Origin of the sequence: Paenibacillus sanfengchensis (assembly GCF_036864765.1) — a bacterium.
GTDB classification, from domain to species: Bacteria; Bacillota; Bacilli; order Paenibacillales; family Paenibacillaceae; genus Fontibacillus; species Fontibacillus sanfengchensis.
Window position 1 is genome coordinate 87085 of record NZ_JBAGJC010000011.1, and the last position, 25498, is coordinate 112582.

At 45.6% G+C, this 25498-nt stretch carries 24 protein-coding genes and 1 pseudogene; 16 read left to right on the forward strand and 9 right to left on the reverse strand.

From position 1 onward, the window contains the following. Positions 1-23: 23 nt before the first annotated feature. Positions 24-932 (reverse strand): LysR family transcriptional regulator, encoded by a 909-nt coding sequence (locus V4U84_RS20375; RefSeq protein WP_334072654.1) that lies wholly within the window; start codon positions 930-932, stop codon positions 24-26. A 148-nt stretch (positions 933-1080) separates the two neighbouring features. Here V4U84_RS20375 and V4U84_RS20380 point away from each other — a divergent pair, with 148 nt between their 5' ends. From V4U84_RS20380 to V4U84_RS20415, 8 genes are all read left to right on the forward strand, one after another. Beyond that, complete coding sequence (locus V4U84_RS20380) at positions 1081-2109, forward strand: alpha/beta fold hydrolase (RefSeq protein WP_334072653.1); 1029 nt, start codon at positions 1081-1083, stop codon at positions 2107-2109. 134 nt (positions 2110-2243) lie between these two features. Then, positions 2244-2513 carry a hypothetical protein gene (locus tag V4U84_RS20385; RefSeq protein WP_334077851.1) on the forward strand — a complete coding sequence of 90 codons (270 nt, stop codon included), beginning with the start codon at positions 2244-2246 and terminating at the stop codon, positions 2511-2513. Between the two features lie 297 nt (positions 2514-2810). Beyond that, positions 2811-4817, forward strand: a complete 2007-nt coding sequence (locus V4U84_RS20390; protein WP_334072651.1) for a LacI family DNA-binding transcriptional regulator — start codon at positions 2811-2813, stop codon at positions 4815-4817. 203 nt (positions 4818-5020) lie between these two features. Further along, positions 5021-6004, forward strand: a complete 984-nt coding sequence (locus V4U84_RS20395) for a sugar ABC transporter substrate-binding protein (RefSeq protein WP_334072650.1) — start codon at positions 5021-5023, stop codon at positions 6002-6004. Positions 6005-6101: 97 nt separating this feature from the next. Continuing rightward, entirely contained in the window at positions 6102-7592 is a 1491-nt protein-coding gene (locus V4U84_RS20400; RefSeq protein WP_334072649.1) for a sugar ABC transporter ATP-binding protein, read from the forward strand. Positions 7593-7598: 6 nt separating this feature from the next. Then, positions 7599-8594, forward strand: coding sequence for an ABC transporter permease (locus tag V4U84_RS20405; RefSeq protein ID WP_334072648.1), 996 nt, complete (start codon positions 7599-7601; stop codon positions 8592-8594). 48 nt (positions 8595-8642) lie between these two features. After that, on the forward strand, positions 8643-10073 hold the full coding sequence (locus tag V4U84_RS20410) for a hypothetical protein (RefSeq protein WP_334072647.1): 1431 nt from the start codon (positions 8643-8645) through the stop codon (positions 10071-10073). A 22-nt stretch (positions 10074-10095) separates the two neighbouring features. Next, positions 10096-10965, forward strand: a complete 870-nt coding sequence (locus tag V4U84_RS20415) for an ROK family protein (protein ID WP_334072742.1) — start codon at positions 10096-10098, stop codon at positions 10963-10965. Between the two features lie 145 nt (positions 10966-11110). On the opposite strand, the gene V4U84_RS20420 is transcribed toward V4U84_RS20415, so the two are convergent. Both V4U84_RS20420 and V4U84_RS20425 read right to left on the reverse strand, forming a co-directional pair. Beyond that, positions 11111-11872, reverse strand: coding sequence for an SDR family oxidoreductase (locus V4U84_RS20420; RefSeq protein WP_334072646.1), 762 nt, complete (start codon positions 11870-11872; stop codon positions 11111-11113). Continuing rightward, complete coding sequence (locus V4U84_RS20425; protein ID WP_334072645.1) at positions 11869-12243, reverse strand: MerR family transcriptional regulator; 375 nt, start codon at positions 12241-12243, stop codon at positions 11869-11871. Before V4U84_RS20425 ends, V4U84_RS20420 begins: the two co-directional genes overlap by 4 nt. Before the next feature lie 471 nt (positions 12244-12714). On the opposite strand from V4U84_RS20425, the gene V4U84_RS20430 reads away from it, so the two are divergent. Beyond that, the gene (locus V4U84_RS20430) at positions 12715-13056 is read left to right on the forward strand and encodes a helix-turn-helix domain-containing protein (protein ID WP_334072644.1); all 342 of its coding nucleotides are present in this window, start codon (positions 12715-12717) and stop codon (positions 13054-13056) included. A 264-nt stretch (positions 13057-13320) separates the two neighbouring features. On the opposite strand, the gene V4U84_RS20435 is transcribed toward V4U84_RS20430, so the two are convergent. After that, positions 13321-14724 (reverse strand): MFS transporter, encoded by a 1404-nt coding sequence (locus V4U84_RS20435; RefSeq protein WP_334077852.1) that lies wholly within the window; start codon positions 14722-14724, stop codon positions 13321-13323. A 113-nt stretch (positions 14725-14837) separates the two neighbouring features. Between V4U84_RS20435 and V4U84_RS20440 the strand changes: the two genes are divergently transcribed. Next, positions 14838-15725, forward strand: a complete 888-nt coding sequence (locus V4U84_RS20440) for a LysR family transcriptional regulator (RefSeq protein WP_334077853.1) — start codon at positions 14838-14840, stop codon at positions 15723-15725. A gap of 119 nt (positions 15726-15844) precedes the next feature. Here V4U84_RS20440 and V4U84_RS20450 read toward each other — a convergent pair. Next, positions 15845-16246, reverse strand: a pseudogene (locus V4U84_RS20450) (VOC family protein); the annotation flags it as partial. A gap of 280 nt (positions 16247-16526) precedes the next feature. Between V4U84_RS20450 and V4U84_RS20455 the strand changes: the two are divergent. Continuing rightward, a complete protein-coding gene (locus V4U84_RS20455; protein ID WP_334072640.1) occupies positions 16527-16649 on the forward strand; it encodes a hypothetical protein in 123 nt (40 codons plus the stop codon). Between the two features lie 28 nt (positions 16650-16677). On the opposite strand, the gene V4U84_RS20460 is transcribed toward V4U84_RS20455, so the two are convergent. Then, a complete protein-coding gene (locus V4U84_RS20460) occupies positions 16678-17244 on the reverse strand; it encodes an isochorismatase family protein (protein WP_334072740.1) in 567 nt (188 codons plus the stop codon). A 150-nt stretch (positions 17245-17394) separates the two neighbouring features. Between V4U84_RS20460 and V4U84_RS20465 the strand changes: the two genes are divergently transcribed. Continuing rightward, positions 17395-18279: a TetR/AcrR family transcriptional regulator gene (locus tag V4U84_RS20465; protein ID WP_334077854.1), complete on the forward strand. Its 885-nt coding sequence runs from the start codon at positions 17395-17397 to the stop codon at positions 18277-18279. Positions 18280-18537: 258 nt separating this feature from the next. Here V4U84_RS20465 and V4U84_RS20470 read toward each other — a convergent pair whose 3' ends face one another. Next, a complete protein-coding gene (locus tag V4U84_RS20470) occupies positions 18538-19761 on the reverse strand; it encodes a hypothetical protein (RefSeq protein ID WP_334077855.1) in 1224 nt (407 codons plus the stop codon). A gap of 355 nt (positions 19762-20116) precedes the next feature. On the opposite strand from V4U84_RS20470, the gene V4U84_RS20475 reads away from it, so the two are divergent. The 3 genes from V4U84_RS20475 to V4U84_RS20485 all read left to right on the forward strand — a co-directional run bounded on the left by V4U84_RS20475 (position 20117) and on the right by V4U84_RS20485 (position 22392). Beyond that, the gene (locus V4U84_RS20475) at positions 20117-20479 is read left to right on the forward strand and encodes a nucleotide excision repair endonuclease (protein ID WP_334077856.1); all 363 of its coding nucleotides are present in this window, start codon (positions 20117-20119) and stop codon (positions 20477-20479) included. Continuing rightward, the gene (locus V4U84_RS20480) at positions 20480-22024 is read left to right on the forward strand and encodes a tetratricopeptide repeat protein (RefSeq protein WP_334077857.1); all 1545 of its coding nucleotides are present in this window, start codon (positions 20480-20482) and stop codon (positions 22022-22024) included. It abuts the gene before it with no gap. A gap of 131 nt (positions 22025-22155) precedes the next feature. Further along, on the forward strand, positions 22156-22392 hold the full coding sequence (locus tag V4U84_RS20485; protein ID WP_114498669.1) for a DUF6953 family protein: 237 nt from the start codon (positions 22156-22158) through the stop codon (positions 22390-22392). A 601-nt stretch (positions 22393-22993) separates the two neighbouring features. On the opposite strand, the gene V4U84_RS20490 is transcribed toward V4U84_RS20485, so the two are convergent. After that, a complete protein-coding gene (locus tag V4U84_RS20490; RefSeq protein WP_334077858.1) occupies positions 22994-23860 on the reverse strand; it encodes an SDR family NAD(P)-dependent oxidoreductase in 867 nt (288 codons plus the stop codon). Positions 23861-23881: 21 nt separating this feature from the next. Next, positions 23882-24640 (reverse strand): SDR family oxidoreductase, encoded by a 759-nt coding sequence (locus tag V4U84_RS20495; protein ID WP_334077859.1) that lies wholly within the window; start codon positions 24638-24640, stop codon positions 23882-23884. Between the two features lie 194 nt (positions 24641-24834). Between V4U84_RS20495 and V4U84_RS20500 the strand changes: the two genes are divergently transcribed. Beyond that, positions 24835-25473 (forward strand): TetR/AcrR family transcriptional regulator, encoded by a 639-nt coding sequence (locus V4U84_RS20500; protein ID WP_334077860.1) that lies wholly within the window; start codon positions 24835-24837, stop codon positions 25471-25473. Positions 25474-25498: the final 25 nt, after the last annotated feature.

Sequence of the window (25498 nt, forward strand, 5' to 3'; positions counted from 1 at the left end):
TCTCTCCCCTTGTTCTCCAACCGTTACGATTCAAAGCTCAAATATCCCTCAGGAGAACCCCCCCTTGCCGCTTCTATGAAAGACAACATGATGGGTGAAAGCCACTTGTCTTTATGCCATGCCATCTGTGTATACACGTGAAGGTCTGGAATTTGCCAGGGAAGAGCAATAAGTTCGCCCCGTTCAACTTCGGCTTCCACTACGATTTCGGGAAGAAAGGCAATGCCGATTCCCGAAATGGCGCATTGTTTAATGGCTTCCGCACTTTGAAACTCTAAATACGTAATACTATCCATGCCTTCTTTCTCAAATGACCGATCAAACATGGTTCGATAGGGGCAGCCCTTTTCATTCGTCAGGAACACTTCTCCGTGAAAATCATCCAGCTGCAGTACTGTTCGTTTAGCGAGCGGGTGGTCTGGAGCGGCGAAAAGGCGGAAAGTCTCTTCCAGTAGAGGCTCCACGGTAAGTCCGTTCGAGCGAACGGGCTCGTCCAGCATAAAGACGATATCGGCCGTTCCCTCAAAGAGTGCCTGCTTGAGTTCCTGATTGGGAACAGAGCGGAAGATCAAACGAACGCCCGGATGCTGCGCACGAAATCGTTGAAAGACAGCCGGAAGCCGATAGGCGCAAATCACCTCGTTAGCACTGATCGTTAGGGTGCCGTTTAGCACTTCATTGTCGTGAACGGCGCTGCGAGCTTCGTCCAATTTATCCAGAACACTTTGGATCTGAGTTAAAAAGCGCTTGCCCGCATGGGTGAGAACAAGCTGCTTCCCCAAGCGGTCAAAGAGGCGAACGCCAAGCTCATCCTCCAACGCTTTGATTTGCATTGTGACGTTGGAGGGAACGTAGTTCAACGCTTCCGCAGCCCGACTGAAATTTAAAGTAGACGCAACCGTACGGAACGTAATAAGTTGGCGCAATTCCATCCTATGATTCCCCTTTAACTTTCAATATTATTGAATGCTAAGTTGAAATTCATTCACTTTTATTGAAGGTAGCACAGTTCTATACTAACAACAAGGAATACATTTTTAGGCATGGGGTAGGGTTCATTTTGAAGGGAGAGGCTATACGATGGATTATGAGATTTTCGATTTGGGCGACGTAACTTTGCAGTCGGGAGTGACGTTACCGGGCGCTTTTCTGGCTTATAAAACTTATGGAAGATTAAATGAAAAAAAAGATAATGTCATCGTCTATCCGACGGCTTTTGGCGATCAGCATGTTCAGAATGAATGGTTGATTGGCAGCGGCATGGCACTGGATCCGCAAAAATATTTCATCATCGTTCCAAATCTGCTGGGCAACGGCTTATCTTCGTCTCCCAGCAACACGCCTCCGCCATTCGACCGGGCGAATTTTCCGCAGGTAACCATCTACGACAACGTTCAATTCCAGCATCGGCTGGTGACTGAAAAATTCGGCATCCAAAAGATCGCTCTCGTCGTTGGATGGTCCATGGGAGGCATTCAAGCATTCCAATGGGGGGCAAGTTATCCCGACATGGTGGAACGCATTGCGCCTTTCGCCGGCATTGCCAAGACTTGGCCTCAAACATATGTGGTCCTGGAAGGCATGAAAGCTTCGCTTATGGCCGCCGTCCGCTTCGATTCAAGCAAACTCAACCAGTTGACTGCTGCAGATATGCGTGCCGTTGGTCGTGTCTATGCGGGATGGGGCGTATCGCAGGCGTTTTACAGAGAGGAACTTTATCGTGAGCTGGGATTTGACTCCTTGGCGGATTTTATGGTCGGCGTCTGGGAAAACAGCTTTATGCGGATGGATCCGCACAATGTTCTAGCCATGTTATGGACGGGACAAAATGCAGATATTAGTGCAAATCCCGCCTACAGCGGAGATTTCGATAAGGCGCTGGGAAGCATTAAGGCGCTTGCCTGCGTCATGCCAGGGAGCACGGATCTCTTCTGCCCGGCGGACGATAGCGAATACGAGGCTGAGCGTATACCGAACGCTATATTTAAGCCTATAGAGTCGATCTGGGGCCATTTTGCCGGTCGCGGCATAAACAGGGCCGATAATACATTTATTGATGACAATCTAAAACGCTTGTTGGCGCTTAGTACAAACGGAAGTCAGCCTTAACATTGGAGTGTCCTTTGAACTTACTTTAGCAGCTGTTCCAGCTGTTCGTCGGTCGTAATGGTAAAAGCATAGATAATTACGAAGAATTCCAAAAGGGAGAAAAAGCAAAAGATACAAAGATCAAGAAGCTGACGTTGGATACATTAATGAAGAATGCAGTGAAAGACGCAAAAACGATGCTAAATCTGGATTTGAAAGGATACAAGGGAGCAAGAGGAACAAATGCATGGGACAAGGATCAAATGACGTTCACCAAAAAAGGGGCTCCCACAGTCATTGCCACAGTGGATGCAGACGGATCGTTTAACGACTTTATAGTAGAGAAGTATGGTCAGCATCTCAGTTTCGGCGGAAACACGATTGTAGGGCCTGCAAATGAGCAACCAAAATTATTAATCAACTAATACGAAATGTGGAAATTACCTATATAGTGAAAGAACGTCTATCATGAAGGCCTGGGCTAGAATAGTAATAAATAGAGATGATTAAGACTCATCCACAGGAAGCCTTTCCGTAATCCGGAGGGGCTTTTGTTGAAGAGCCATCTATCGCAAAAGACAACTATTTACGTAAACTTAGGAGGTTGGTGGATTTAGTTTAAAAATACAAGCCCTTTCAAAGCCGCGGTTCATTGACCCCATTCTAGAAAGGTGATACAATTTTTAAAAATTTACGTAAAAAATATCGGGAGTTGTGATTTGATGGCTACTATTAACGAGATCGCTAAAGAAGCTGGGGTTTCGATTGCTACGGTTTCCCACGTAATAAATAAGTCAAGGTATGTCAGTCCGGAACTTGTTGAAAGAGTAGAGGAGATCATCAAAAGGACCGGCTATGACAAAAAGTTAAAAAATAAAGGCAGCAAGCTGAAAATCGGCAAAAGCTCCGAAATCGCCATCGTCGTCCCTGATTTATGCGGTACTTTGTATGCGAAATTGGTTTCTACGATTTCTGAGTACTTAATTGAAAAAGGGTATAATCCGGTTGTTCATTTTCATCATGACAAGGTCGCTCAGGAAAAAGATATCATTACGAATATCGTATTCAATAAGCGGATTGCCGGGGCCATTATTGTCCCTGTAAGTACGGATGGCAAGCAGTTTGATAAATTAGTGCAGCATCGTATTCCTTTTGTCTTTCTAGACCGAACGGTTAAGAATATAGAGGCTAGCTCTGTGCTTTCCGATGGTGAAGGCGGAATTTATCAAGCGGCCATGCATTTGTTGAGATCCGGACATGAAGAGATCGCTTTAATTATTGAGAGAGGCCGCTTTTCCTCATCGGAGAGCAAGATCGAAGGTTACCGGGGCGCCTTGAATTCGTACAAGCTACCGTTTAGAAGCGAATTGGTGTTAGACGCAGACAACAATAGTTATGAGGATATCGAAAAAAAGGTTAGAGACGTATGGGTCCGCATTAAGCCGACCGCTTTTATTGCAAGTGGTAATCGAATGACGTTAAATCTGTTAAAGGTGTTGAACAAATTAGGCCTGGAATGTCCGACGGATGTGTCGGTTATTGGATTCGGCGATGAAGAGTGGTCTGAAATTGTGACCCCTCCTTTAACAATGCTTAAGCACGATACAGAGGAAATAGGAATTCAAGAGGTCAAGCTTTTGCTCAAACAAATGGAGGACCTTTCCAAAGGGGCTGAACAAATTAATATTCCCATGGAGCTCTCTATACAACGGTCGACCCAAGTTATAGGCAAGGGGCCATTCGGAGAGAGAACGATTTCCCCAGAAGAATTGACGATTTCTCAAGCAGAGGCGGATCAATTAAAGGCGGGAAATTATAAGGTTGCGATTTCCTTTCACTATGGGGGCACCGCATGGGCAAGACTGTATGAGAATGGAATTCGCAACACCCTGGATAAGTACGGAATTTCGATTCTTTCCATTACCAATGCACACTTCGATCCTATATTACAAGTCAACCAGTTGGAAGGGTTGAGGCTTCAACAGCCGGATGCGATCATCGCTATACCTGTCGATGACGAGGTGACGGCAAAGAAATTCCACAGTATTTCGGAACAAGTCAAACTCATTTTCATAAGTAATATTCCCGAAGGAATGAACAAAGACCAGTATGCATCCTGTGTTTCGGTGAATGAACGGGAAAGCGGTCAAAATGTAGCTTTGCTGTTGGGGAACTACTTTAAGAACGAGAAAGACGTCAAGATCGGTTTTATTGGTCACGGCGCTCCGTTTTATGGGACGCATTTGCGCGATGCTGTGGCGAAAGAGGTCATTACCACGAATTTCAAAAACATTGAAATTGTGAATGAGCAGTATTTCCATAAAATCGAAAACACTTATGAAATATGCAAAGAAATGCTGAAGACCAATCCTGAAATTAAAGGACTCTATATATCCTGGGATCGGCCGGCACTTGAAGCGATCAAAGCACTAAAGGAATTAAAAAGAGAAGATATATCGATGTTTACCTTTGATTTGGAAGTTGAAATTGCAACTTATTTAGCAAGAGGAGAAATGGTGAAGGGGCTTTCTAGTCAAAGGCCTTATCAGCAAGGTATTGCGGTTGGATTAGCGACGGCAAAAGCTTTGTTGGGACAAGATGGTTATAAATATATCGGCGTACAACCGTATCGGGTGGAGGCAAAAAATTTATTGAAAGCATGGAAGGATATAACACTTGAGCCGGCTCCGCCTGAGATTGAGAGCATTATATTAAATAAATTTACGTAAAAAATTAGGAAACCCCCTCTATTCAATAAAATTTTATTGAAATCGTTGACTTAAAAAACACTAGTATGCTATATTTTACGTAATCAATAGCTTGAAAGCGCTTCAACATAGAGTATCTGTTGCACTGTTTCGTTTATACAGCTACTCCGGACGCTTTATTAGCTAAAAAAGGAAATTCATTTAAGCCATAGGGGGTTATAAGAGTGAAAAAAATTTTTAAAGCACTTTCAGTGACGGTTTTGGCTTTAACACTTGCCGCATGCGGTAACGCTAAAAACGAAGCAACTACCGGCAATGCAGGCAATGCAGGCAATGCGGCAAAGGGTGACGGCACATTAAGCTTTGCTTTCCTGCCAAACACGCAAAATAATACGTTCCAGACGGCGATGACAAAAACCTACGAAAGACTGGCTAAAGAAAAAGGCGTAAAGCTCACTATGTTGGATCCGGATTACGACTTGAACAAACAAATGAATCAAATGTCTGACGCTGCAAACCAAGGATTTGATGCGGTGTTTATCATTCCGGTTGATTCTGCGGGAATTCGTCAAGGATTAGAACAATTAAATGATAAAAATATTCCGGTATTTAACGTGGATACTGCGGTAATCAAAGACGACCAGGACTTAGTTAAGAGTATAATCGCTACTGATGCTTTCATGGCGGGAAAATTGATGGGAGAGCAAATGGTAAAAGACTTTCCAAACGGCGGAGAAATTGCGATTTTGGATTTCCCTTCCAATGAAAGCTGTGTTCAACGTGTCGCAGGCTTCTTGGAGGGTCTAGGGGATAGTAAATCAAAATTCAATATTGTTGCACAGCAAGACGGTAAAGCCGCATTAGATGCTTCGCTGCCGATCGCTGAGGACATTATCCAAGCCAATCCTAATTTAGCGGCCATCTTTGCGATCAATGACCCTTCCGCACTGGGTGCAGCTGCAGCTGTAGAAGCAAGCGGCAAGAACATTAGCGTGTACTCCATCGATGCTTCTCCAGATGGAAAAGCTGCGATAGTAGATGGATCCCTTAAGGCGGTAGCGGCTCAGGTACCTATTCAAATTGCCGAAAAATCTTTCCAGGCAGCTCTTGATTTAATAGAAGGAAAAGAAATTGAGAAAGAAATGCTGCTGCCTTCTCACGTGGTAACCAAAGAAATGGCTGAAGAAACAGCTGGCGAGTGGCAATAATTCACGATAAAGCCCTTAAATTCGCATAGTCTCATTTTCGTAGAATTCAGGTTTATCTTGCATTCTACATTTTTTTTACTTTCGGAGGTGAACCTCATTGGCTGAAAACGTCCTGGAAATGCATTCGATTGCTAAGAGCTTTGGTCAAACACAAGCTTTAAACGGAATCAACTTCGAGCTTAAATCAGGAGAAATTCACGCTTTACTCGGTGAAAATGGTGCTGGCAAATCCACGTTAATCAAAGTGTTGGGCGGGATTCACCAACCCGATCACGGTGAAATTTTGATCCATGGAAAAACGGTGGACATCAAAGGCGTTCACGATGCACAAGCCCATGGGATCGGTGTCATTCACCAGGAAATCGTTCTCGTACCCTATCTGAGCGTTGCAGAGAACATTTTTTTGGGAAGAGAACCCGTTACGAAATTGGGATTGATCGATAGAAAGCAAATGAACGCTCAAGCCCAAGAAATGGTTAAGGAATTGGGACTAAACCTTGATGTGAACACCTTAGTCGGCGAGTTATCGGTAGCTCACCAGCAGTTAGTAGAGATCGTAAAGGCGATTTCTTTTAATGTAAAAATTTTAGTAATGGATGAACCTACGTCCTCGTTATCGGATGAAGAGGTCAAACATCTCTTTGTAACGATGGAGCGTTTAAGACAAAATGGCGTGAGCATCATTTACATTTCGCATAAGTTTGAAGAACTGTTTACCATAACTGATCGAATTACCATCATTAGAGACGGAACGTATGTTGGAACCGTGATTACGAAAAAGAGCGGCCCTGATGAGCTCGTGGCGATGATGGTAGGCAGAGAGTTAAAAAACTTTTATACAAGGACCTATTCTCGTCAAGATGAGGTTGTGTTGAAAGTCGAACATTTGTCAAAACAGAATGTTTTTGAAGATATTAGCTTTTCCGTACACAAGGGTGAAATCCTTGGCTTCTCCGGCTTGATGGGTGCGGGAAGAAGCGAGCTTATGCTTGCTATATTTGGCGCTTATGGTTATGATCACGGATCTGTTTCTCTGAACGGGGAAGAGCTGAAGATTAAAAGCTGCAGGGATGCCATTGAAAAAGGGATTGCACTGGTTCCGGAGGATCGCAAGGATCAAGGCCTCGTGTTAATGAATTCCGTTGGTTTTAATATGACGCTGTCCGAGCTGAAACACCTTATGAAAAATAAACTGATTGTGAGTGAGGAAAAAAGAAGCGCATTAATCAGCACTTATATAAAGAGTTTAAATATAAAAACGGCTTCGCCTGATGCTGAAGTTTCCAGTTTGTCCGGAGGAAACCAACAAAAAGTGGTATTAGCTAAATGGCTGGCTACGAATCCGAAGCTCTTAATTCTTGACGAACCGACAAGAGGCGTTGATGTAGGCGCGAAATCCGAAATTTATTCCATCATTAACGAGCTTGCCAAACAGGGGCTGGCGATTATTTTAGTCTCCTCTGAACTTCCTGAAATCATCAATATGTGTGATTCTGTTTGTGTCATGCGAGAAGGGAAATTGACCGCACACTTAACCCAGTCCGAACTAACTCAAGAAAATATTATGCGCTATGCAACAGGAGGTTAATATAGCATGACTCAAAAAGCGGAGAGATTAAACAACCCCATCATGTCAGTCATTAGAGGGAATATTGGAATTATTACTGTGTTATTGCTTTTATTTATCACGTTATCCTTCACTTCATCGGTATTTTTAACCCAGGACAATTTGATCACGGTTTTGAGACAGATCTCGATTAACGTCTTTTTGGCTCTTGGGATGACGCTGGTTATTATTCTCGCAGGGATCGATCTTTCCGTCGGGGCCATCGTGGCTTTGTCGGGAACCTTAACGGTAGGATTAATTGTTACCGCGGGAATGCCTGTTTATCTGGCCATTTTAATAGGCCTCCTAATCGGTGCGGTTATCGGATTCGTTAACGGGAGTATAGTCACCCAATTTAAGCTGCCCGCTTTTATTGTTACATTAGCTACAATGAATATTGCGCAGGGGATTGCATATCTGTACAGCGGCGGTCAATCCGTAAGGATTAGAGATGCAGCGTATACCTTGATTGGAACAGGACAGCTCTTTGGGTTTCTTCCGCTGCCGGTCCTGTATATGTTTATCTTAGTTTTTATCTTTTCCATCTTACTAACTAAAACGAAATTTGGAACCTATATTTACGCGATTGGTGGGAATAGAGAAGCTGCACGTCTTTCCGGCGTACCTATTAAAAAGGTGGAAATAGGGGTCTATACGATTACCGGTTTGCTAGCAGCCTTTGCAGGAATCGTCCTCTCCGCAAGAATGTACTCCGGTCAGCCTTCTGTAGGGGCAGGCTATGAAATGGATGCCATTGCTGCCTGTGTATTGGGCGGAGTTTCCATGGCCGGCGGCAGAGGCAGAATTAGCGGAACCATTTTCGGCGCCATGGTGATTGGTGTAATCAGCAACGGTCTTAACCTGCTGGGAGTAAGCTCTTTCTGGCAGCTCGTTGTCAAAGGCGTAATTATTTTGGTTGCCATCCTGGTTGATGCTCAAAAAGGAAAAAAACTGAGCTTTTCCTTAAAAGCAGCTAAACATTAAGACGAAAATCCAACCGGAGATTGAAAACAAAAGAAAAGAGGTTTATCTGTGGACAACAATAAGCAAAGCTTCAAATATAAATATCAGATTATGCTCAATAACCCGGATCATCTAGTAAGGAAGAAGGAGCCGGTCATCACGAAATTGAATTTTACGGAGGATCACGTTCATAAGGATAGTCTTGTCTTAAATGACGATGCGGACAATGCCATTCCTTTTCAGCTGATTGATGCTAGGTTGGAAGGGGACTTTATTCAAGAAGCTTCGATTGTATATCTAGTGGATATGGATAAATTAGTTACCTCTTACTGGCTGTATGCGGATGAAAAGCCTGCTGCGGTTGAGAGGGCGTTTAAAGGGATCGAGAAGCTGGAGGTCACCCAAGACGACGGGTTTAGAAGATTAGACACCGGTTACTACATTTTGGAGCTTTGCTCCGGAACTGCTGACGGAACCTCTTACGGTAAATGGGGAATCCGATATTTTGAAGCCAAAGCGGAAGGGAAGAACCTGATTAAGGACTACTCCAATGCGATTGGCGGATTCTATGGACCGTTTTTCACCCCGAAAAATGGGCTGATCAACCCTCCCGAGCATACTACGGTAGATTGTATCGTTGAAGAGGAAGGCCCGTTGTATTGCAGATATCTGTTTAAAGGCACGGTGCCTGATGGATTGGATGAGAATCTGAAGGGGAAAAAGTTCACGATCACGTGGGAGTTTTTTTACAATTCCCCATGGTTTAGAAGAAAGTATGATGTAGACGATTTTTCAACCACGGTAGACGGTATTCCTGTCGTAAACAAGATTACGGTGGGCGATGAATTCGAGAGCGGCAAAGGGGATAGGGTCTTTACATCCTTTGCTTCCTATGGCGGCACTTATTACAGAGAAGGCGATTTATACGCAAACATTTTGTCTAAAGGCGTTCATGAGCTGCTCGAGCATGCCGATGAACAAACTAACCCGAACATCAAAACATATAAGGATAGTATCGGGGAGGATATTAATAAAGTTTCCTGGGATTATTTCTGGAGGCTATTCTGTGTAAAAGAAGGAATTCTTAGTGCGGAAGAAATCAAACACCATATCTCTACCATTATTCCGGAGTCTCACGCACAAGTACATCAAAGTGAGAGAAACGAGAAGGTATTGTTTGATCGATTTGTGGATGTAAACAGCGCTCCGGAACAAACCATTTTCCCGATGAGTGCTAATAAAACGGCCGAGTTAAATGAGGAGACTGGCTATGCGATGGTATGGTATACGAGCAATGTGGTAGCCCGTTACCAAATTGTTCAGCGCAATGATTCCGGATGGGTCAATTGGGGCACGAATGGTGAGAACGAGCATCCGGAATTACCGACGGGGTCAACGATTTATTCGGCTTACGGACAATTCGACAATTGGGAATTACAGGCGGATACCATGGAGAAAAATATCGATTCCAAGCAAGGTCTTGCAGTTAAACTTAAATAGTACGTGATACAAGGAGCGGGTTATATTGTTTGGTTCGATCGAAGCAGGGGGAACAAAATTTGTCTGTGCCTTGGGAGATCAGGACGGTCAAATCGTCAAAAGGGTAACGTTTCCTACTACAACACCGGATGAAACCATGAATCAAGTATTTGAATTTTTTGATTCCTATCGACTGAAAGCGATGGGGATCGGTTCTTTTGGTCCGATTGATGTGAATCCGAATTCTCCAACCTATGGCTATATTAAGAATACACCGAAACGGTCATGGGCCAATTATAATTTTGTCGGTGCAATAAAAAGTCGGTATGAGATTCCGATCGGATGGTCAACCGATGTCAATGTAGCGGCTCTAAGTGAAGCAACGAAAGGAGCAGGCGCAGGACTAAACAGCGTTCTTTATCTGACCGTTGGCACGGGAATCGGTGGCGGCGCCGTCGTTGACGGGAAAATTTTGGAGGGATTTAGCCACCCTGAAATGGGGCATATCAAGGTCGAGTCCCACCCCAAGGATGAGTTTCAAGGGTTATGTCCATTTCACCATACCTGTTTAGAAGGAATGGCGGCAGGACCAACGATTGAAGCAAGATTAAAGCAAAAAGGGAGCGAGATCGACCCGAATCATGAAGTGTGGAGCTATTTGGCTCATTACTTGGCGCAAGCTCTATATGCCTATACCGTTGTATTAAGCCCTGACATCATTATTCTAGGCGGTGGTGTTATGAAGAGCGGACAGCTTCTCCCGAAGGTGAAGAGAGAACTGGTCGAACGTATAGCCAATTATGTGGAAACCCCGCCGATCGATAAGTATATATGCTTACCTGCATTAGGCGACGACACAGGGATAACCGGAGGACTGCTTCTGGCTAAAAAGGAATATGACGGAGTCGGTTAAATAAATCAAAAGAGGCCTGTCCCCCATAAAAAGAAGGGACAGGCCTCTTTTGCCGTTTGAGGTGGTAAGACGAGCTGGATCATGTAAAATTGCTTGAATCATTTTTCGGACATGTGCCAATTCCAAGTCGTAGCTGCTGCAACTATTATTCCAGCGTATTTTTCATTGCATGATACATCTGCTCTGTGTATTCGTCTATTTCATCTCGCGACATGCGAAGACGGGCCACAGAAGAACCGTACCCTATTTCCGTATGGCCCTGTGCTAGTTCTTTGAAAATTCCATCCGCGAAGGTATCTAACGGTTCGCCATGGGTGTGCAATCCCGTACCGCCTAAATCTGTATTAACGGCCGGAGGGGCAACTTCGATAACTTCGATGGACGTATCCGATAGCTGGTGTCTTAGACTCATCGTAAACGAGTGAAGGGCCGCTTTCGTTGCGGAATAGATCGGAGCAATCGCAAGAGGTGTGAAGGCTAACCCGGATGTCACGTTCAGGATGGTCGCCGATTCTTTGGTTGCAAAAAACGGAGCGAACAACATAGAAAGATGAAAAGGCGCTTCAATGTTCGTTATGATTTCCTGGTTGAAAAAAGGCCAGCTGTCCTTTGCGTCTGCCTTTAATACGTTAAAACGTTGTTGAATCCCTGCATTATTCACTAACACATTCACTTCCGGATAGTTCGCGGTTACCCAGTCAAACAAGGCTGTACGTTCAGATTCCTTCGTTAAATCACTTACATAAGTGATCAGGTTCGGCAACGCTTCTTTCGCCTGTTGGAGTACATGCTCACGTCGTCCGGTAACGATGACGGTGTTCCCAGCCTTGATAAACCGTTCTGCGAAAGCAAGCCCGATTCCGGCATTTCCGCCTGTAATAAGGATGGTATTCCCTGAAAGTTTCATGATCGTTCCTCCCCGATATGTTTTGTATAGCGCTCGATTTTCTCGTCAATCCCCTGCAAGGACTCTGTCATTAAAGCGATCTCGTCCAGCACCGCTTGTTTGTGGTTTCTCATCATTTCGAGTCGGCTTTCGATGGTAGTATCCCCTTCTAAGATCCAACTCAAATACTGCTTTATGGCCTTTATTGGCATATGCGTGTTCTTTAAGCAAATCACGGTTTGCAGAAGCGCCATCTGGTCTTCCGAAAATAACCGCCTGCCTGCTTCATCACGATCGATTAGCGGCAGTAGACCTTGCTTATCATAGTAGCGCAGCGTGGATTCCGGTATATTGAATTTGGCTGCGGCTTCGCTAATAGACCAATACTTCATTTGGAGGCCTCCGAACTTTACATTTTATGGTTTGCTTGTCGACATGAATAGGATACGACTTAAACCATGGTTTAAGTCAATGGGGGAAAATTTCTATCCGGGAATTTGCCGATAAAGACAGCGCGGGAGCCACGACTATTGTAGGGTTCCTTAGCCACTAAATTGGTAAGCCGAAGAAATTCTCCAATTTCGGTAACATAGATATCCGTCGTTGAGTTGTCGGGGAATATGCATAGTACTCTGATGGGACTCATTCCTTTCCTTCTGAAAATGTCTACATTCACTTTTTAATTCTGTTCGTAAAGCCATGGATGGCGTCTTTTCATGGTTAATTAAGGTTTAATTTTGGAAAAAAGGGACATTCTTATTATATCAGTAACAATCCCTTTAGGGTGTATTTTTGTAAAATAAATTCTATAGTATCTTGGAGTAATTATATGGCTGGTCTATGGTTTGCTTAGGGTGATCGCTGTGAGTGATTTGATGAAGATGGTAGGGGAAGGCATTCGGCATTTCCGAAAACTGCGTGGACTAAGCCAGGAGGAGCTTGCCAGTAAGGCTGAAGTCCACGAAACTTATATTGGTAAGCTGGAGCGTTCCGAAAAAGTATGTTCTGTCGTGGTACTGGCCAAAATTACGAATGCGCTCAATCTCTCGATGGTGGAGTTCTTTAGTTATATCCAGCCTGTGAGCGGCGAGAAGAGTGAGTCAATACTTACAGAAATTGTGGACAGACTCCGAAGCAGAAGTGAAAATGAGCAAAAGAGGATATTAAAAGTTATTGACGCTATGCTGGACGATCGGTTGAATTGAGAGGAAAAAAACCATAAGAAGGCCGGAGGTTAGGTTGCGGCTGAGGGCATGAGCATAAAGTACCTCATAAGTGGAGGGTGTTCCAAAGTTTACCTTTGGGGCACCCTTTTCGCCTATTTATGATACGGAGAACCGTATCATAAATGACGCGATTTTTTTGAGGCGTTTAAATTCGGTGTAAACAGGCTTCAGTGAGCTTTTCCGCAGTTTTGCGGAAGGGGGTAACTCAAAAGGTGCTTCTGGACTGTCGGGTAGTTAATTTTACTAGCCAACTCCATTGTTCGCACTAGCCCCTTTCCGTTGTCCAGACACCTGAAATCGAAGACTAATCACAACAAGAATTAAAGCAACGGCTGTGAGGAATACACCAAGAAGGCGAAATCCTGCGAAGCTGAACGTCCCCCTCATGATGATTCCTGTCAATAAGGAAGATAAAATGGTACCCAAATACCGCGAAGTATTAAACAGTCCTGATGCTACACCGGCTATTTCTTTAGGGGAACTTTTAAACAAGGCTGCCTGCATACCGACAGAATTCAGCCCGTTACTGATCCCGAATGCGGTCAATGCAAAGCTCACGCTGATCACCGGTGACGTTTCATTTAAGGTCACGATCCACACCGAACCGACTGCCATCAAGATTGCGGATAACACTAATGCAGGACGGGGTCCCGATTTGTCGATCCATTTGCCTGCGATGGGGGAGGCAACAAGGGAGCTTACGCCTAAGGTCAGCATCAGGATGCCGGTATGGAACTCGCTAACATGACGCACCATTTGCAAATAGGACGGAAGCCCGAAGAATAGGGCATAGAATAGTAGGTTGACCAGCATGAATTGTACATTTACCCATGTTATCGATGGATATAAGGCAAATGTACGCAGCGGAATAAAGGGCGACGTCGTTCTTAACTCGTGTCGGATGAACACGCCCAGAGCCGTAAAGCCGACCGCTGCAACAACCCCATTCCATAATGAGACATATCCGGATGAGTTAGCCGACATTACGCCGACTAGCAGGGCAACCAGTCCGATAGTAAAAAATACAATCCCTGGGGCATCAATCATAGCCAGCCATTTACGAATGGACATGCGGCCTTCAAAGGAAGCCGGTCGACCTCTGGGGATCATTCTCCAAGCTAAGAGAAAGCTTATGACCACAAACGGAATATTGACGATAAAGATTGAAGGCCAATCCCACCACTCCAGCAAGATTCCCCCGGCGAAGGGTCCGATGGCTGCCGCTCCGGACATGAAAATAGAGAGAATGGATAGGGCTGTCGCCTGCTTCTCCGTTATATGAACGCGTACAATTGCCATTCCAGTTGCAACCATCATACTTGTCCCGATCGATTGCACAATACGCGACACGATTAACCAACCAAAGTTAGGTGATAACGGAGCCAGTAAAGAAGAAATGAAAGATACGACAAGGCCCGCTAGAAATATTTTCCTCCGCCCGAATAAATCGCTCAACTTGCCGACGACAGGCTGCGCAATCGCACTTGCAATGTAGAAGGAGAAAATCAGCCAGGATACCACGTTGAAATTTAGATGATACACGTGTTGCAGCCTCGCGATTGCGACAGCAATCATCGAAGAATTTAATGGGTTCAACATAATCCCGAGCCCGACGGCTATCACTAACCATCTACTTTGAGCACCCATTGCAAATCATCCCCTTTATGTTTGTATAGCTATCTTACTTGAGTATTTACATTTACTCTAACGCATTTTGTGATATAATCCCATTTACTAAAAGGAATGAATGGGGCGTTGATATGGAACTTCTTCAATTGCAGTATTTTCTCACGGTAGCTCGCTTGGAGCATATGACTGAAGCCTCACGAGCGCTGCACGTTACGCAATCTTCGCTCAGCCGAACGATTCAGCGTCTTGAGGAGAGTTTGGGTGTCCCTCTCTTTAATCGATCAGGCAGAAAACTGAAATTAAGCGAGGCCGGAAGCCGATTCCTTCGCCGTGCGGAAAGGGCTTTGTTTGAACTGGAACAGGGGAAGCTGGAGCTTAGTGATTTAGCTGGCCGGGTGCCGGGCACACTCGAATTAGCGGTAACGACCGCAAGCACGTTACCCAATATCCTTCGAGCGTTTCAAAAAAGGAGGAACAACATTCAAGTCCACGTGCAAATGACGAGCTTGTGGGAAATGATCGCGCTCCTCCATAGAGGAGAAGTCGATTTTTGCTTATCCTCCCCGCCAATTTATGAGGAGGACATAGAGTGCCAAATCGTGTTTGTTGACCCGATCCTCGTTGCCGTTCCGAATGGACATCGGCTGGCGAACCGAAACAGCGTTACGCTGTTGGAGCTCAGGGAAGAGCGGTTTGTCGGGGTAAAGAGGGGTTATGGGATTCGCGGTATTGTAGACGCCGCCTGTAAATCGGTTGAATTTGAACCCCATTATGTGTATGAGGGGGATGAACCAGCAAGATTAAGCGCACTTGTGGAAGCCGAGATCGGGATCGCCTTTATGCCGAGTACGGCCAGAAATGAAAGAGACCCGATCCGTTATCTCCATGTCGACGACCATAACTTAGTGCGGGAAATCGCATTGTTACGGCACAAAAGTCGGTACCTTACGCAGGGGGCTTTGGAATTTCGGGAGGTGGTCATTGACTATTTCGAGACACTTTCCAAGCAGAGGATATAGTAGGTCTACGTATCGATAACGGACCGATGGAAGCTTTTTGGGGAACCCTGAAATGTGAGATGTATTATCTGAATACATATCGCACGTTTGAAGAACTCAAGAAAGACATTGATGCCTACATCCGTGTTCATGTAGTTGATTGCCCACATATGGCCGTCCAAGTCCTCGAAGGCCCAATGATACATGAAACCATAATCTTCAGGTTCTTCGTACGATTTTCCGCCCAAGGAGACCGCAGTATTCACGATTTCATCCACCTTTTCCCGGCTCTCGAAGGCCAATGCGATCGTCATTTGCGCATACTTGTCCGTATCAACGGTTTCCTTCTGAGTGAGCGACCTTAAAAGTTCTTTGGTGAGCAGCATGACCTGCAGATTGTCGCCGATCACGATGGCTACCGACTTCTCATTCTCGGGGAATTGCGGGTTGAGCTCGAATCCGAGTCCGGTGAAGAACACCTTCGATTGTTCTACGTTGTTTACAGGCAGATTGAAGCTCGTGAATGTGGAGGTTAATGCCATATTTAAACACCTCATCTTCAAATTGGTTTTTGATGACTTCGTTTATTTAGACGTAAGTCGATCAGGGAATTCATCGGTCCAATCGATCCGGAAGCCAGAATCGATAAAATAATTTCGATTGATGAAATTATGGACGTGGAATACAGGTATCTATTTTCCGCATGTGAATCTGCGTAACAACGTGCCGAAACCAAAAGTGGGATGGCTGTGCGATGGTGGAACTTCTGTGGGTTCTCCTTTGCTGATATGCTGATATCAAATCAAAGGAGGAGCGACAATCATGAAAATCAGCATACTGGGAACAGGGAATATGGGGAAGGCATTAGTAAAGCAAGTGGCGATTGATGAGTTAAGCCGTATCATAAATAAGGGCAACGGTTTTTTTAAAACTAGTCAGCGATGAATCAACATCAGCACATCAAACAGAGGCCTTAGGTTGAAGTGCGGGCGCAGGCGAGAATGTCCGCGGTCGTGCGGATTCTCCCGATGCGTGGAAAGATGATTTTCCTCACGTGTTCATGTTCCGCCTCGCTGAAGCCGGTCATGGCGTCTATCGCAAAAATCACCTGATAACCATGGGCGAAAGCTTCACGAGCAGTGGTATCGACACCGATGCCAGAAGCAATGCCGCAAAGCACGATCGTTGTGATGCCCCGTCTGCGCAACTGTTGATCCAGGTCTGTTCCGTAAAATGCTCCCCACTGTCGTTTTGTGATTAAATGGTCGGTAGCGGTGACTCCAATCTCGGGTACAATCTCATCCCACCCAGGCATCAGATTCAAGGCGGGTGGAGCTTGATCCAACAACGGACGTGGCATATCTTTGAAGTCTTTTGTGGATACGCGAACTAGTCCTACGAAGGCGCCAGCCTCACGAAATGCTTGCACCATGGTGGCGGCGCGACTGACGACTTGCTCCGCGGAATGAGGGGCATAGTGGGTTCCCAGCCATCTTTGCAGGTCAATTACAATTAATGCCGTCGTAGACATTTGAAACATGAGTTCTTCCAAGATCAATCACACTCCATTTGGGAAATTGAAACAAGTTTTTGACCTAAAGTACAGTAAAGTAAACTAACGGTCATTTGACTGCATGTTCAATATTTTGTACTATGATTCAAGAAGATGTCAAGAGGGGACTCGTAAGGGATGAGTGTAACCAAGCAGGATATTATTCGTTCGGCTTCAAAGATGTTTAAAGAAAAAGGGTTTCAGGCGACCTCGATTCAAGAAATCGCCCAAGACTGTTCCATTGCTAAGGGTTCGGTGTATAAATACTTTCCTTCCAAAGAGGACTTAATGTGCGCGGTTTTTGACGAGTGCCAGACGGCTTATTTTGATCAGGCCGAGTTTCTGAAACAAACCGAAACGGGGACTCTCAAGGAGCGGCTTGTGAATCAGATTGTATTTCGCTTTCAATATTTTATTGAATATAGATCCATTATGGTCGATTTCATCGATCTCCCTATTACGCAGTATGCGAACTTTCGTTTGCTGAGGAATCATGTTCGCGCCCGAATGATGGAATGGCATAAGTATTGGCTGCTTGAAGTTTATGGTGAGAGTATCGAGCCGTTTCTCTGGGATCTAATTTTTATCTACCGCGCGATCCTGAAGGACTATCTGCAACGCATCATCTATGAAGTGAACCTGCTGTCGATAGAGGATACGGCTTGGTTTATCATCGATAAAGTGGATGCCCTAGTCAAACATATGTCCGAGTCAGGTTCTAAGGGGCTGCTCGGGCGAAGTGCTTTCGAAACATTTATTCACTCAAACTCAAGCGACTGGAAAAAGGAAAAAGAACGGATTGCCGAGGAAATGTTCGGCCGAGTGGTTGCGTTAGTAGAGAATTGGCCTGGAGGAAGCGCTCGGCGGAGGGAACTTCAAGAAATTGTCCAGCTGTTAGGAGAGGAGTTCTCCCAAACTCAACCCAGAAGGTCACTCATTCAGGCGCTTTGCGATTACTTGGAGCAGGAGCAGGAGCTTAGGAGCCCGGTTATTCAGTGGAAGCAAATTGCCTTGGAGGAATGACCCCATCGTTTGAATGCTCCGCTCAATTGCAATTGACAACAGCGGAATAACTTGCCGTTACTGACACGCGGAGAACCGTATCACAGTAACGGCGAAAATTGGGTTGAGGAGTTTGGGATTTAGCATCGAAGACATGGTATACGTTCTGGGCACACGAAATGAAGTATCCCACAGGAAAATGAAGAAGGGGGCGCCCCTAGGTCATTTAATATGACTTTGGAGAGCGCCCCTTTTCAATCGGAAGGGTCTTCACTTCATTCAGTAATCGCGTGCAGCGTCAAACCAGCGCTGAGCCATCTCCTCGGGTATAGGTTGGCCGATCAGGTGATCAGACTGGCTTAGTTGCCATACTGCTTCACCAAGGTCTTCTCTCTCAACGGTTTCGATCCCTTTGAGTGTATTGAAGCGCACGGTAAAAGCGGTAATGGCTGCCTCAGCATCGGCGAGGCTGCAAGCTTGGGCCAAAGCTGCCTGGGCAACGTCGTAGGCTTCGTTAGCCAGTTTAGCCAGACGTTTGGGCCAGGATGAAAAAGGACGGCCAAACTCGGTCGTCCACCACTCAGGATTTCGTAATTTGCTCACTGAAGTATACCCGTTCCACGGGCGGGTGTTAGCCCGTGTTTTCATTTGCTGCCTTAGACGCTTGCCGGTGATCTCCTCCACGTTGAAGGCGATAAAACTGTCAAGCAACGGCAATGTATCCAAGGGCGGCAAATCACCCAGATCAGGCATGAAGCGCAGCTCCAGATTTGTTAACTGGGCCTGACAAGCCAGCTGGCCCAAGTCGCAGAAGTTGCCCCACAAACTCAGTGATGTAAGGTTTGGGAAACGGCTTAGACACTCCAGCGAGATAGGCTGTGCCAACGGTTCGTTTCGGAGCGTCAGATTCGTGACCTGATGCAGCTCACCCAGGCCGGGCAGCAGGAAGGGAACACCATTATTGCGTCGGCTGGTACGCGGCGCCAGGGTCAGAGAGTAGGGCATATCGCCATCGGCTGAGAAGCGCGACAGATCGCCGGATACACTCAGGCGGAAATAATCAAGCCGATTCGGCAGCTTCAGGTGCAACCTACTTCCAGACGGGTCCAGCCCGATATGCAAGGCATGCAAGTTGGAACGGCTGGCATCCGCCACCGTGTCTGCAGACAAGATCGGAACCCACGTCATTTCTTCAATGGGGCGTTCCCGAGCCCAGTCGAAGAACCCGGCGTCGCTGCCTGTGTAGTATAGAAATCGTGGCCAAGGCGAGCCTGCCGGTGTGGCAAAGGCATCGAATACAGTCCAATCGATATGAGCATCAGGCTCGACGTGCAGGTCTGCCTTCCTGCCCAAACGTGACGGTCCAATGGAGAGGCTGCCCACGCCGGGTTCGATGATAAGCGTATGGCTGTGGGGGCCAATTAGATCGATGGGATAACGTCCAACTTCTCTAATCGAATGCGCAGGGAGCCTAGCTTGGTTATTATTTTGCACTTCCTTCATCCCTTCTTCATTATCACCTGCATTCTGCGTAAGTCCACAACATTTCAAAACTTTAGGTCTCACTTCCATATGTATTTGTAGCCAATAGTATCATTAAATCCGCTTTTCAACTAGAACTACATCCAGCATATAGAGTTGGTTATGGTTACTGAAATATAAAACTGATCATACATCCCCATATCAAATCGCCTATCGCCTGCCTGACAAGAAGGATGGGGTTACGTGCTGGGTAAGGAATATATTCGTGAAGCGGGAATCGTGGAATCGTAAGAAGTTGGGTATAATGATATCATGTAGTAAGTTCAGAGTACGAACACAGTATACAATCAAATACAGACAAAGGAAGTAAACGATCATGATCGATATCATCATTCCGACACCTAATGTCACCATTACCAAAAAGGTTGATCCTCAGGAAAGCAACATTTACGGCTTCACCGATTTTCACCTGATCACTAGAGAGTTAGGTGGGATTTTTATGTTTTACAACGATAAGGATGAATTGTTGTTCGTCGGAAAAGCCAGAAAGCTACGACCGAGAATAAAAAAACATTTTGAGGATTCCGTATCCCCGATCAGAATGCATAGAGACGAAGTAACGAAAATCGAGGTTTGTATCGTTGAAGATCCTGTCCATAGAGAAATTTATGAAACGTATATCATTAATGAAGGCAAGGCCAAATATAACGAAGACAAAGTATTTTTCAAGCAGGCCTAAATGACAAGTAATCCTAAACAACGTTACCGTTTCAGTGAAGCGCCAATCTGGAAAGTCCAGCGAGAATATTATGAAGAGAAGGGAACAAAGGCCTGGAATAATGGCCAAGTTCCCCAATATATAACGAGTAATCCCATGATCGCTGCTGCATATGCAGAAATGATCTTCGGGTTTCTTCAAGATCGAGTGAATAGGGGAAATGGCTCTGAACCCGTGTATATTGTGGAGCTTGGAGCAGGAGCGGGGCGTCTTGCTTTCCATTTGTTAAACGAACTGTGTCAGTTAATAGACTACGCCGGGATCCCGCTGCCTTCGTTCCGCTATATCATGACGGATTTGGCCATGGACAATGTTATGGCATGGAAGGGGCATCCCGCGTTTCAAAGGTTCATTGCCGAAGGATTACTGGACTTTGCGCGATTTGATGCTGTGCATGATTCCGTGCTGAACCTCATTGCATCAGGCACAACGATTCGTGAAGGAGATTTAAAACAACCAATAATCCTTGTTGCCAACTACTTCTTCGATAGCATACCGCAGGAATTGATTTACATTGGAGATGGGAAAGTTTATGAAACGGATGTTTATGTTCAACATTCCGAACGTCATGATTCGCTTCAACCCGCAGAATGGTTAGATCAAATCACTTTACGCTATGAGCATCGACGAGCGCCCGAGTACGAACAGGAAACCTATCCTTACCGCAATGTGATTTCCCTTTATCAGGAAGAACTAGAAGACTCGCATATTTTATTTCCTGCTGTCGGTATCGCTTGTTTGGAGCGTTTGAATCGGTTATCTCCGTGTGGATTTCTATTGATAACCGCAGACAAAGGAGATCACTTGCTGGATAGCTGGAAATTTGCGGAACCGCCCGAGTTGATCTTACATGGAAGTTTTTCTTTAACGGCAAACTACCATGCGATGAAGTATGTCTATGAACAAAAAGGAGCTGCGGCGTTATTCCCTCCGCATCATTATAAGAATATTAATGTGGGCTGTATTCTCCATTTGGATAAACCCGCGGATTATCACAACCTGCGATTAGCTTACCGTCGTTGTATTGAACGCTTTGGTCCTGATGATTTTTTTAGTATGAAATGGTGGGTGGACCGCAATCTGGATAGCATGGGGTTGCAGCAAATCTTAAGTTTTTGGCGTTTGGGCGGCTATGATGCGGAATTTTTCATACAGAGCACGAAGCGGATTTCCAACCTATTGCCAGCATCAAATGAAGAAGAAAAACAGGATTTGCTTAGGGGCGTTCAACGGATGTGGTCCTCGTACTACGTCATAGAGCAGCGATATGATCTGGCGCTCGATGCCGGATTGATCCTATTCGAGATGGACATGTACGAACACTCCAAATATTATTTGGAGATTTCGGTACACGAAGAGCAAGACGAGGTCGTATCCACTGTATTTTATTGCCTTGCCATTTGCTGTTTCGAGTTAGACTTCGTTGAAGACGCAAAGAGGTACTTACAAAAGTTGTTGGAACTTGAGCCTGAAAACGAAGAGGCATTAGCGCTAATGAGCTATTGATGCGGGTATCCCAAAATATGACCAAGGCTCGTTTGATCTCTTTGGGACCGTTCTGTCGGATGAAAAAATAAGGAGCCGCTCCGCAGAGGGATGGCACCCGGCAATAAGCGAGTAGAAAGGAGCATCATCCTATGGAAGTAACCGCACAGGAAGTGGCAGAATGGATGGTCAAGGAAATCAGGTCTACGGGAACGTTATACCAGACCGATGCCATTGAATATGTGAAGACTCATTTCGGCGAACAGTTCGTATTCGTGAATGAGAATGGAAATACATCGCTGTCTAAAGAGGTGAAGAAGGCTTTCCGTAAACTCCACGGCGGCAGAATTGCTTGGGACCGCGACGGATTCTTTTGGGCTTGGACCTGAGGAGTATTATGCAGTATTGAGATATACGAACTTAAAGAAATACTTCTACATCAACAGAAGCTATCGCTAGAATTACTGCCGGTCAAGCTTAAACTCACTCCTCAGTGAGCAAGGTACTCAAGCTCCATGAAATCTACCGATGATGTTAAAAACTTATTTTGCCATAAACGCTCATGGAGCACCGATACTTCCCCCGAGCGGAGAGGATGGAGGTGAGTCTATTTGGGTTTACTTGGACAATATAGATAACTACTCATGAACGGATGGTGTTTTTGGTGCTGAGATCTAACCGGGGTAAGCAACAAAGCTATGAATTTGTTTCAATCGAAGAGTTGGTTGGGGGGGATCCCCCTTTTTTTGGTCTTAAGCACAGTGCAAATGAAAAAAAGAGAAACCCAGTGTCCAAAAGACACGGGTTTCTCGACAATCTGAGGGGCACCCAAAAGGGTGTCCCTTTAAGCGATATTCGAGACAGAGGCCCTTCGATTAAATCCCCAATGAGATATGCGATCTCGTCCGGCGCGTCCTCCAGGCAGTAATCATTAGCCGTATTGCGAACGAAGTTCAGAAGATCGTCTCCTAAGCCGCGTTCCTCTGGAACTCAGCCATGAAGAACACTCCCGTCAAGAAACTCACGGCTATAGATGTCGGAAATTCTGTCCAGCACACGCTGCGCATGTTCTGTAAATTTCAAGTCCGCAACCCGATCTTTCAACAAGAACACGCCGGTCTCATTGCGGTGTTTGCCGAGGGCGCCTTCAAATAATAGGTTGGCGCCATGCGTAGGCGGAGAGGCAAACAGCTTCATAAATAGCCCAAACGATACGGTAAGTCCGGAATCTTTTCCTTTTCTTAGCGTGTTGTTGATTCCCGGGTCGACGCTGCGGATCTTGATGCCTTCCTTGGCAAGTTGCGGTGCGACGGCTTGGGTCCACAACGAAAGAGCCAGCTTTGAAGTCGCATAAGGGCCATACATTTTGCGGAAAGTTTTGGGATGCTCCAAGTTTTCGATCGAAAACTCCTTCGTAAATCTAAACACCTGCGATGAAGTGTTAATCACCGTTTTTAAGCTGCCGTTTGTCAACAGTTCCTTCAATTCCATCAGAACAATATAAGGAACGACCGTTAGCAATTCATAATGCATTTCGCGGCTTTGTTTCGAATAGCGCAGCTCACTTAAGCCTCCTCCGGCGTTGTTGAACAAAATATCGATCCGCCGCTCCTTGCTTTTGATTTCTTCCAAAGCGTGTCTCAAGCTGCCATAATCGGTGAGATCCTTCACTTTATAGGTTCGGAGCCGTCCGTTCTTGAGGGCATTTTGCATGAGCATATCGTCCGCCGGAAAATCGGAACGGTTCAAAGTAAGGACCCGCCAGTTCTGCGATAGAAGTTTCCGGGCTAATGCCAAGCCGATTCCCTGGCTCGCGCCTGTAATCAGTGCGATAGGTTCTCGCTGGTTCGTATTCAATGGATGTCCCCCCCTCGGGCTTCAAATCTGGGAGCCGCCTCCGTCGACAGGGAACTCAGCCCCGGTGGTATAGGTGGCGTCAAAGGCTAGGAATGCTACGACTTTAGCGACCTCGACGGGATCGCCCAAACGCAACATCGGGATCTGCTGTGTCATCTGTGCTTTTGTCTGTTCGGCAGCTTCCTTCGGCATGGCCTTCTCTAGGATCCCTGTGTCAATGACGCCGGGACTGACTGCGTTGACGCGAATATTTCGAGGCAATAACTCGCGTGCCAGACTTCGAGTCATAGAGCGTAGCGCCGCTTTACTGGCTGCATACGCACTGAGCATGGGGAGACCCACGACGTTCACGATTGAAGTGGTAAGGACTACCCCGCTTCCTGTGCTCAGGAGTGGAGCGAGTTTTTGTACGGTGAAGTACGACCCTTTGGCGTTGATTGTAAAAATCTCGTCAAACGTTTCTTCAGTCGTTGACTCGAAAGGGACAAAGCCGGTGACACCTGCGTTAACGAACAGGGCATCTATCGTTCCAAATTCAATCTTCACTCGCTCGGCCAACGCGGCGATATCCTTCAATGAAGCGGCATCGCTCAGGAACGAGGTTGCGTTGTTGCCGAGTTGTTCACGAGCTGCGTCAAGCGTCGCCTGGGTACGTCCGGTAATCAGCACGTGTGCTCCTTCATCCACTAGCAGCTTCGCTGTCGCGAGGCCGATTCCACTGCTGCCTCCCGTGATCACGACTTTCTTGCCGGAGAATTTGCCCTTACTGGATAGTTCCATTTGAATCGTCCTCCCTTTGTATAATCCGCAATCGGATGATTAGGTACAGGAACGATTATACAACAGCGGATTTACCAAGTAAACTAAATTAACTAAATTAGTTAACTTAATTCATTTCATTATTAGCGTAAATAAAAAGGCGGCAAATTTGTTATAATGCATTTGATACGTATCACAGAGAGGGGCAATTATTCGTGAGAAAAGCCGTGAGTGTGGAGAAATATATAGAAAAAATAAAACCCATTATTAGAAGAACAAAATTCAGCCAACTGAAAGTCGACGATCTCGCAAAATATATGGATGTCAGCAAAGTGACACTATATAAGTATTTTTCCTCCAAAGATGACATCATCGAACAAGTTGTAGATTATTACATTAATTACTCGAAGAAGGCTGACGCCACGGCTAATGATGATTCCGTCTCTTTTTTGGAGCGGTTTCAAATCACGTTTTTACAATCTTTGATGTGTGCCGTGTATATCTCCGATTTGTTCTTGCAGGATCTGAAGGAATTTTATCCGCACCATTTTGATAATCTGTCAGTCGCCCTGCAAAATCGGAATAAAAACTTGCAAGCTTTTTTTGAATCTGGCATGGAACAACAGATTTTCAACAGATTGAATGCCGTATTGTCTATGGTTCAAGATGACGCTGTGCTGCGGCGCTTTATCGAGCCATCATTTTCGATTCAGTATGATATCACCTTGAAGCAGGCCATTATGGATTACTACCGCATGAAGCAGTATCAATTACTAAAACCCGAATACCTGAAGATGATCGACGACTCCCATATGGAGGGGAAAATCGTTCATATTTTGCAAACCATCTCATAACCCTTCCAACTCCCAAAAGATGCAA

Bases quoted from the DNA above. Each gene is read 5' to 3' on its own strand.
- V4U84_RS20380 (WP_334072653.1), top strand. From the start codon at position 1,081: ATGGATTATGAGATTTTCGATTTGGGCGACGTAACTTTGCAGTCGGGA.
- V4U84_RS20470 (WP_334077855.1), bottom strand. From the start codon at position 19,761: ATGAAGGAAGTGCAAAATAATAACCAAGCTAGGCTCCCTGCGCATTCG.
- V4U84_RS20435 (WP_334077852.1), bottom strand. From the start codon at position 14,724: ATGGGTGCTCAAAGTAGATGGTTAGTGATAGCCGTCGGGCTCGGGATT.
- V4U84_RS20390 (WP_334072651.1), top strand. From the start codon at position 2,811: ATGGCTACTATTAACGAGATCGCTAAAGAAGCTGGGGTTTCGATTGCT.
- V4U84_RS20405 (WP_334072648.1), top strand. From the start codon at position 7,599: ATGACTCAAAAAGCGGAGAGATTAAACAACCCCATCATGTCAGTCATT.
- V4U84_RS20485 (WP_114498669.1), top strand. From the start codon at position 22,156: ATGGAAGTAACCGCACAGGAAGTGGCAGAATGGATGGTCAAGGAAATC.
- V4U84_RS20425 (WP_334072645.1), bottom strand. From the start codon at position 12,243: ATGAAGTATTGGTCTATTAGCGAAGCCGCAGCCAAATTCAATATACCG.
- V4U84_RS20475 (WP_334077856.1), top strand. From the start codon at position 20,117: ATGATCGATATCATCATTCCGACACCTAATGTCACCATTACCAAAAAG.
- V4U84_RS20495 (WP_334077859.1), bottom strand. From the start codon at position 24,640: ATGGAACTATCCAGTAAGGGCAAATTCTCCGGCAAGAAAGTCGTGATC.
- V4U84_RS20480 (WP_334077857.1), top strand. From the start codon at position 20,480: ATGACAAGTAATCCTAAACAACGTTACCGTTTCAGTGAAGCGCCAATC.
- V4U84_RS20465 (WP_334077854.1), top strand. From the start codon at position 17,395: ATGAGTGTAACCAAGCAGGATATTATTCGTTCGGCTTCAAAGATGTTT.
- V4U84_RS20420 (WP_334072646.1), bottom strand. From the start codon at position 11,872: ATGAAACTTTCAGGGAATACCATCCTTATTACAGGCGGAAATGCCGGA.
- V4U84_RS20455 (WP_334072640.1), top strand. From the start codon at position 16,527: ATGAAAATCAGCATACTGGGAACAGGGAATATGGGGAAGGCATTAGTA.
- V4U84_RS20440 (WP_334077853.1), top strand. From the start codon at position 14,838: ATGGAACTTCTTCAATTGCAGTATTTTCTCACGGTAGCTCGCTTGGAG.
- V4U84_RS20375 (WP_334072654.1), bottom strand. From the start codon at position 932: ATGGAATTGCGCCAACTTATTACGTTCCGTACGGTTGCGTCTACTTTA.
- V4U84_RS20460 (WP_334072740.1), bottom strand. From the start codon at position 17,244: ATGTTTCAAATGTCTACGACGGCATTAATTGTAATTGACCTGCAAAGA.